We start from the raw sequence: 8,462 nt of genomic DNA, 5'->3' as shown, positions 1-8,462 counted from the left end.
AGCCCACCCTACGCCTACGTCCCCTTTGATCGTTCCTCACGCTCCGCGTGGGAATGCCTCCCGGGACGCTCCGCGTCTGCTTCTGAGGGGGCCGCGGTGCTGCTGGTAGAGGCGAGATGGTGGTTGCGGTCAATTTGGTGGGCTGAAGCCCACCCTACGTCCCCGTAGATCGTTCCTCAGGCTCCGCGTGGGAATGCCTCCCAGGACGCTCCGCGTCCGCTTCTGAAGGGAACCGCGGTGCTGCTGGTAGAGGCGCTGGCTGCCGCTCGGTCTGGTGGGCTGAAGCGGGCCGCCGCCCGGCATTCGTTGCGGCCCTCACCGGGTGCGGTTAGCCGATAACGCGCGGATGGCTTTTGCCGTTCGAGGCATTTCCTGTGGTTATCACTGAATGCGCATAAGTGATTATTCGCCGCCAGAGGCTGTGGCTAGAGTCGGCGGCAACAGGCAGCGATGTCTGTCTCGATAGACCAATAAGAAGCCCGCCTTGAGTCCTCGCAAGGTGATGACCGGCAAAGAAGGAATGGACCATGACAACAAGAACATCGGCCGAGGCACTGACCTCCGCCATCACCAAAAGCCGCATGCGGCTCCTGCCTTTTCTGATTCTCATGTACGTACTGGCGTTCATCGATCGGGCCAACGTCGGTTATGCGCGCAGCTACCTGCAGGCCGATACCGGGTTGAGCGATGCGGCCTTCGCCTTTGGCGCCAGCATTTTCTTCATCGGCTACGCCTTCTTCGAGGTGCCCAGCAACCTGATGCTGCATCGCCTCGGCGCCAAGGTCTGGCTGTGCCGGATCATGGTCACCTGGGGCCTGGTTTCCGCGGCGATGATGTTCGCCGACAGCGCCATGACCTTTTACGTGCTGCGCTTCCTGCTCGGCGTGGCGGAGGCCGGTTTCTTCCCCGGCATCATTCTCTATCTCACCTACTGGTTCCCGGCACGCAGTCGTGGCCAGGCACTGGGCATGTTCTATTTCGGCCTGCCGTTGGCGCTGGTGCTCGGCGGCCCGCTGTCGGGCTGGCTGCTGGAGTACCACGGGGTATTCGGCCTGACCAACTGGCAGTGGCTGTTCGTGGTCGAAGGCCTGCTTGCCTCCATCGTGGGGGGCGCCGCGTACTTCTATCTGGTCAACCGGCCCGGCGATGCGCGCTGGCTGAACGACGAGGAAAAGGCCGCCCTGGAAACCACCCTCGCCGAAGAGGATGCGCAGAAACAGACGCACAGTCCGCACGGCTTCCTCAGCGCCCTGCGCAATGGTCGTGTGCTCAGGTTCTGCCTGGTGTATTTCACCATCCAGATGAGCGTGTATGGCGTGGTGTTCTACCTGCCCACACGGATCGCCAGTTTCCTCGACGGCAGCGTTGGTCTCAGTGTCGGTCTGATCACCGCCATTCCCTGGCTGTGCGCGCTGCTGGTCACGCGCCTGGTCACCCTTTATGCCGACCGCACCGGCCAGCATCGGCGCCTGGCGGTGTGCATGCTGGCGATGGCTGCCGGCGGTATCGCGGCCTCGGCGCTGGGTAGCAGCCTGGTGCCGGTGGTGATCGCCTTCTGTTTTGCGGCCGCCGGTTTCGTCGCCGTGCAGCCATTGTTCTGGACCATCCCGACCAGCTACCTGAGTGGCGCCGCTGCGGCCAGTGGTATCGCCCTGATCAACTCGCTGGGCAACCTCGGCGGCTTCGTCGCGCCGAACCTGAAGACCTTCATGGAGAGCCAGTTCGGTGACCCGCGTGCCGGGATGCTGGCCCTCGCCGTGGTCGCGGTGATCGGCGCTCTGATGATCCACCGCCTCAATCGTCCCTCAACCACCCCGGCAGCGCCGCTCGAGACCGCGCGCGTCTGATCGCCACTACATCGTGAAAGGAGCTGTGAACATGAAAATAAAATCCATCCGTACCCGTGTCTTCGAATGGAAAGGCAAGGTGGTACCGCCCCAGGCCCACTTCTGCACCAACGCCAGCGACATCCTCTTCGAACGCGGCGATGCCATGGGCTCGTTCCGTTTCCATGGCTGGCTGGTGGTGGAAGTGGAGACCGACAACGGCATCGTCGGTATCGGCAACTGCGCCCTGGCGCCCCGTGTGGCCAAGGAAATCATCGACACCTACCTGGCGCCCATCGCCATCGGCGAAGACCCCTTCGACAACGAATACATCTGGCAGAAGATGTACCGGCAGAGTCACGCCTGGGGCCGCAAGGGCATCGGCATGGCGGCGATCTCGGCGATCGACATCGCCATCTGGGACATCATGGGCAAGGCGGTGGGCAAGCCGGTGTTCAAGCTGCTCGGTGGGCGTACCAAGGAGAAAATCTGGACCTACGCCTCCAAGCTCTATGCCAATGACGATCTCGACCTGTTCCTCGAAGAGGCTCAGGGCTACCTCAACCAGGGGTTCACCGCGTTGAAGATGCGCTTTGGCTATGGTCCCAAGGACGGCCCGGCAGGCATGCGTCGCAACATCGAGCAGGTACGCGCCCTGCGTGAACTGGCCGGCCCGGATGTCGACATCATGCTCGAGTGCTACATGGGCTGGACCCTGGAGTACGCCCGCCGCATGCTGCCGAAACTGGCCGAGTTCGAGCCGCGCTGGTTGGAAGAGCCGGTGATCGCCGATGACCTGGAAGGCTACATCGAGCTGAAGAAGATGGGCATCATGCCGATCTCCGGCGGCGAGCACGAGTTCACCTCCTATGGCTTCAAGGACATGCTCGAGCGCCGCGCCGTGGATGTGATCCAGTACGACACCAACCGTGTCGGTGGCATCACCGCAGCACGCAAGATCAACGCCATGGCCGAAGCCTGGTCGGTGCCGGTGATCCCCCATGCCGGGCAGATGCACAACTACCACCTGACCATGTCGACCACCGCATCGCCGATGTCCGAGTTCTTCCCGGTGTTCGACGTCGAGGTCGGCAACGAACTGTTCTACTACGTGTTCAAGGGCGAGCCGGCACCGGTCAACGGCTATATCCAGCTGGACGACGACAAGCCAGGCCTGGGCCTGGAAATCTCCACCGAGTACCTGAGCGAGTTCAACATCATCGAGTGATAGCCGCTCGGCGCGTCGCCATCAGCCCCGGTTCGTCCGGGGCTTTTTGCGTGGGCCCAACCATGGGTGAGTCTGCGCCAATTCGATGAAGGCTCTGGCCGCCGGGGACGATTGCCGTGCGTCCACCACCGCCAGGCCGACCCGGCGCGGGCTTGCCGGCATCAGGGCGCGGGTTACGTAGGGGGCGTCCTCGCCGATGGGCAGCGACGAGGCGGCAACGATGCTGATCGCATCGCCACGCCCGACCAGTTCCAGGGTGCTGAGCAGTTGCGAGGTCCGGTAACGGATGTTGGGTTGCAGCCTGGCCGAGAGAAACAGCCGCGAGACGATCTCGCTGGAGCCGGCTTCGGTCAGCACGAAGGGATCGCTGCACAGTGCCGTGAGGGGCACGGCCGTTTCGAGGGCCAGTGCATGCTCCCGTGGGAGCAGGGCGACCATCTGGTCGTCGAGCAGCGGGTAGGTATCGAAGCGTTCCTCGGGCAGCACCACGAAGCCGACGTCGATGCGCCTGTCCTCCAGCCATTGCAGCACCTGACGGTCCGGGCCTTCGTCGACGTGCACTTCGATGCCCGGGTAGGCCTGCCGATAGGCCTGCAGGATGGCCGGCAGCAGGCGTATCGATGCCGTGGGGCCGAACGAGCCGATACGCAGCGTGCCCTGTTTCATGCCCCGCGCATCCAGCGCTTCCTGGCGCATGGTTTCCGCCATGCCGAGCATCACCTGCGCTCTTTGTAGGAGCCGCGCGCCAATGTCGGTGAGCACGATATGGCCCTGGTGTCGATGCAGCAGCTCGACGCCGAGCTCCTGCTCCAGTGCGCGAATGGCATGGGAAACCCCCGACTGCGAGATGCCGAGCTGTGCCGCCGCCGAGGTGAAACCGCCGCGTGCCGCGACGATGGCGAAGATTTCCAGTTGAGTGAGGGTCATCGCCGATAGCTGCTCATGAGTGATCGCTCATTTCCCTATGACTGCGTATCTGCAGAAGTATGCCTGAGCTGCGCCTATTCGTCCGCTGCCCCGACACCCGGGGTCTGCGCATGGGCGTGGTTCCCTCTCACCTGCCGTAGAACAACCATGCACGAAAACTCGACGATTCGCTTTTCACCGGACCTGCCGACTTACCTCAAGCTGGCGCTGGTCGCGATCATATGGGGCGGCACCTTCGTCGCTGGCCGCTACATGTCCAGTGACCTGAGCCCGGTGCTGATGGCCAGTTTGCGTTTCATTCTCGCCGCGCTGGTACTGGTGGCTTTCCTGGCACTGTCGAAGCGTGGCTTCGTGCCAATGACCATGGGCCAGGCCGTGCAGGTCGTGCTGCTCGGCCTGGTCGGCATCTACGCCTACAACCTGTTCTTCTTCTCCGGCCTGAGCTACATCGACGCGTCACGGGCATCGCTGATCGTCGCCAGCAATCCTGCGCTGATGGCGCTCTGTGGTTACCTGTTCTTCAGGGAGCGCATCTGCGCAGTGCAGATGGTCGGTATCGCGTTGTGCCTGCTCGGTGCCGGTGTGGTCATCTTCGCGCGGGCACCCCAGGGGCTGGCGTCCGGGCAGGGGCACTGGCTGGGCGATGCGCTGATCTTCGGCTGTGTGCTGAGCTGGGTGGTGTACAGCGTGTTTTGCAGGAGCGTGGTGCAGGCCATCGGTGCCTTGCACACCGTGTGCTATTCGGTGATAGCCGGCGCGCTGATGCTGAGCGCCACGGCGTTGTTCATGGGCGAGATGAACAGGGCCGCCTTGCGCAGCCTGTCCGTCACCGATGCGCTTTGCCTGGCGTACCTCGGGGTGCTGGGCTCGGCCGCTGCCTACGTGATGTATTACGACGCCATACAGCGAATCGGCGCGACCCGGGCAGGCACCTTCATCGCCCTCAACCCACTGACTGCGGTACTGGCCGGGGTGCTGTTGCTCGATGAGCGGCTGAGCATGGCGATGGCGCTGGGCGGCGCTCTGGTAATCCTCGGCATCCTGCTGTGCAACCGCCGGGCTGGGGCGTCGCGCACTGGTGACGCGACGAGGGCAAGCAAAGGCGCCTAGCGGCGTCCGCGCAGCAGCCCGAATAGCCCGACAACGGCCAGCAACAGCAGCAACACCACGGCGGCGGCGCTCACGTACAGGCCCGTTGTGCCCAGTAGCGGTCGTTCCACCCGTTGATAGGTGGACTGTTTGAGGAGCAGGTTCAGCGCCGCGTCGAGCTGTGCGGTATGGACCTGGCGCAGTTCTTTGGCGGGATCGGCGAAGCGACCCTCCTCGTAATCGGCCAACGAACTCCAGTAATAGTCGGCAAGGGCGCTGTTGCCCTGGGCGGTCCAGTTCTGGCGGGCGAGGGCGACGTTGCGCAAGCGCTCGACGGTGTCCGCATCCAGGCCGTCACGGCCGAGCCTGTGCAGCAGGTCGTGCAGGCGCTGCAGGGTTTGCTCGACATCGTCGCGTGCCACCTCGGCGTTGATGCTGAAGAAGCTGCTGCTGGCATAGGCACTGCGCTCTACGCTCGGCCCATAGGCCAGGCCGTGTTCGAGACGCAGATCGCGATACACCGCCCATTGCAGGCAGTCGCGCAGCAACTGCCAGGTGCCGTGGTCGAGTTCGCCGACCCAGGGTTCGGCGAAGATCAGGTGTACCTTGGCGGTTTCACCGACCAGGCCATTGATCAGGGTACGGTCGGGCTCGGCCTTGCCGGTGCTTTCCGGCAGTTCGCGCAACTCGGGCATGGGGCCGGGCGGCAGTTCGCCGAAGCGCCGTTCGAGGTAGGCGGGCAGGCGTCGATCGAGATCGCCGACCATGATCAGGGTCATGTTGTTGGCGACGTACCACTCGTTGCGCAGGCGCTCCAGGGCGTCGGCCGTCAGATGCGCCAGGCTGTCCGGCTCGGCGCAGGCCAGGCCCAGTTCCGCAGCCAGCTGGGCGGTGGCGTCATCCTTGCTGGCAGAGCTGCCGAGCAGGCGCTGCCAGGCTGCAGGGTGTTCGCCATTCTCATGGGCGATGACGCCCTTGGCGGCGTCGATGCGCGCCTCGTTCAGTTCGGTGTTGAACAGTGCGGAGAGCAACAGGTCGAGGGCAGCACGCTGATTGGCGGCCGGTACTTCGAGCACGAAGGTGGTGTCGCTATCCCGGGTGTAGGCATTCCAGTCACCGCCCAGGGCCTGCATGCGTTCTTCCAGCCCGGCTTCGCCGCTGTCGTCGATACCGCTGAACAACAGGTGTTCGAGCAGGTGCGGTAGCTCCTTGTGGCGACAGTCGAACTGATCGAAACCGACACCGACCACCAGGCGGATGGACACATGGCCGCGTTCGCTGGTGGGCTTGAGGATCAGTTGCAGGCCGTTGTCCAGGGGGTAACCTTCCACCTTGAGGCGGTCCGCCGCCAGCAGGTGGCTGCACAGCAACAGGCTCAGCAACAGCGTTAGCATGCGGCCGGTGGAGAGCACTACTCGCCACCTTCTTCGACGAGCAGGGCGCCGGTTTCATGGCTGCCGAGCACGGCGTAGGCACTGGCGCAGAACAGCGAGTTGAGGCGTTTCATGTCGTCGATCAGTTCCAGGTGTAGAGAGCTGGTTTCCAGACTCTTGACCACCTGCTTGTGCAGACGTTCGACATGTAAATGGGTCAGCCGGCGCTCCTGAATACGGAAGCGACGCTTCTCGCGCAGCAATTGGCGAGCGGCATCGGCGTCAGCGGAAAAGAACACCGACAGCCCCAGGCGCAGGTTGCCCAGCAGGCGTTCGTGCAGTTCGGTGAGTTCCACCAGGCCGCTTTCGGAGAAGGCGTGGCGCTGTGAGGTCTTCTCGTCCTGGATCTTGCCGAGCATGCGTTCGATGATGTCGCCGGCACGTTCCAGGTTCGACGAGAACTCGATGATCTCCGCCCAGCGCTGACTGTCGTGGTCGCTCAGCTCCTCTCTCTGTACCTGGGCGAGATACAGCTTCACCGCGGTGTAGAGGGCATCGATATCGTCGTCGAGGCGGCGCAGATCCTTGCCGAGAATCGGCTGGCTGCCACGCAGGGCGTCGAGCAGGTGGCCGAGCATGCTGTCGACCAGGTCACCGATGCGCAGGGTTTCACGGACCGCATTGGAGAGTGCCAGGCTCGGCGTGGACAGTGCGGTGGGATCGAGGTGGCGAGCCTTGGCGACCGCATTCATGTCCGGCCGATCCGGCAGCAGCCAGTTGCAGAAGCGCGCCATGAGGCCGAGGGTCGGCAGCATCAGCACGCAGCGCAGGCTGTTGTAGAGCACGTGAAAGCCGATGACCAGTTCTGCCGGATGCCATTTGAGGCTGTCCAGCCAGTGCACCAGTGGGTCCAGCACCGGAATCACCAGCAGCAGGCCGATCAGCTTGTAGAGCAGGCTGCCCAGGGCCACGCGACGCCCGGCCTGGCTCTGCATGCTGGCATTGAGAAAGGCCAGCACGCCGCTGCCGATATTGGCACCGATCACCAGACCGATGGCCACCGGCAGGCCGATCACACCGGCACCGGTCAGCGTCGCGGTGAGCAGCACCGCGGCCAGGCTCGAGTAGGAAATCAGTGCGAACAGTGCACCGACCACGGCGTCGAGCAGCAGGTCGCCGGTGAGCGAGGCGAACAGCACGTGAATGCCCTTGGCCTCGGTGATCGGCGTGGCGGCGGCGACGATCAACTGCAGCGCCAGAATCATCAGCCCGAGGCCGATGCCCACCCGGCCGAGCTGGCCGGCACGGGTCTGCTTGCGGGACAGGAAGAACACCACGCCGAGGAAGATCAGCAGGGGCGACAGCCAACTGAGGTCGAAGGTCAGCACCCGCGCCATCAGCGCGGTACCGACGTCGGCACCGAGCATGATCGCCAGCGCCGGGGTCAGCGCCATCAGACCCTGGCCGACGAATGAAGTGACCAGCAGCGCCGTGGCGTTGCTGCTTTGCACCAGGGCGGTCACGGCGATGCCGGCGACGAACGCCATGGGCCGTTTGCCGACGTTGTGGCTGAGCACGCGACGCAATTGCGAGCCGTATACCCGCAGGATCCCGGTACGCACGATATGGGTGCCCCAGATCAGCAGGGCAATGGCGGAAAGCAGATTGAGCAGAGTCAACATCACGCATCTCCCTGATACGCAGATTCGATCCCGACGCTTGGGATACTGCCGATGACGGAGTGCGATAGCCTGTGGTCACAGTCGACCTATCAGGCAGGTCTCTTTTTAGCTGTAGCTGCAGATCGCCGGTTTGCCAAGCGCAGGCTTTCGCGTTGCAGGGGCGTGGCATTGCCAGCGGCCCGGTGCCATCGCCAAACTCACCTCTGGGCGTTGCAAGAATCGAGCGATAAGCCTAGGATGCGCGCCTTCTCTCAACCGACGGCAAAGGAGGTACATCATGCAGCTACTGACTACCCTTTGCAGGTCGCGCCTGGCTTGATCGCTGTTTCCGCTATTC

The 8,462-nt window shown here is 63.8% G+C and carries 6 protein-coding genes; 3 read left to right on the top strand and 3 right to left on the bottom strand.

Going from position 1 to position 8,462, the window contains the following annotated elements; translation table 11 throughout:
- Positions 1-527: 527 nt before the first annotated feature.
- The gene (locus ACT9T4_RS15655; RefSeq protein ID WP_499117831.1) at positions 528-1,847 is read left to right on the top strand and encodes an MFS transporter; all 1,320 of its coding nucleotides are present in this window, start codon (positions 528-530) and stop codon (positions 1,845-1,847) included.
- 31 nt (positions 1,848-1,878) lie between these two features.
- On the top strand, positions 1,879-3,054 hold the full coding sequence (locus ACT9T4_RS15650) for an L-rhamnonate dehydratase (RefSeq protein WP_042554663.1): 1,176 nt from the start codon (positions 1,879-1,881) through the stop codon (positions 3,052-3,054).
- 21 nt (positions 3,055-3,075) lie between these two features.
- Here the strand turns inward: ACT9T4_RS15650 and ACT9T4_RS15645 are convergent, their stop codons facing one another.
- Entirely contained in the window at positions 3,076-3,981 is a 906-nt protein-coding gene (locus ACT9T4_RS15645; protein ID WP_499117829.1) for a LysR family transcriptional regulator, read from the bottom strand.
- A 147-nt stretch (positions 3,982-4,128) separates the two neighbouring features.
- On the opposite strand from ACT9T4_RS15645, the gene ACT9T4_RS15640 reads away from it, so the two are divergent.
- Positions 4,129-5,091: a DMT family transporter gene (locus tag ACT9T4_RS15640; RefSeq protein ID WP_499117827.1), complete on the top strand. Its 963-nt coding sequence runs from the start codon at positions 4,129-4,131 to the stop codon at positions 5,089-5,091.
- On the opposite strand, the gene ACT9T4_RS15635 is transcribed toward ACT9T4_RS15640, so the two are convergent.
- Positions 5,088-6,464 (bottom strand): M16 family metallopeptidase, encoded by a 1,377-nt coding sequence (locus ACT9T4_RS15635; RefSeq protein WP_042554673.1) that lies wholly within the window; start codon positions 6,462-6,464, stop codon positions 5,088-5,090. The genes ACT9T4_RS15640 and ACT9T4_RS15635 overlap by 4 nt on opposite strands.
- Positions 6,465-6,481: 17 nt before the next feature.
- A complete protein-coding gene (locus tag ACT9T4_RS15630) occupies positions 6,482-8,125 on the bottom strand; it encodes a Na/Pi cotransporter family protein (protein WP_042554666.1) in 1,644 nt (547 codons plus the stop codon).
- Positions 8,126-8,462 lie beyond the last annotated feature (337 nt).

Source organism: Pseudomonas sp. SZ40 (assembly GCF_052958135.1).
Note: the sequence above shows the minus strand (reverse complement) of the source record. Positions and strands in the feature narration are given on the sequence as shown.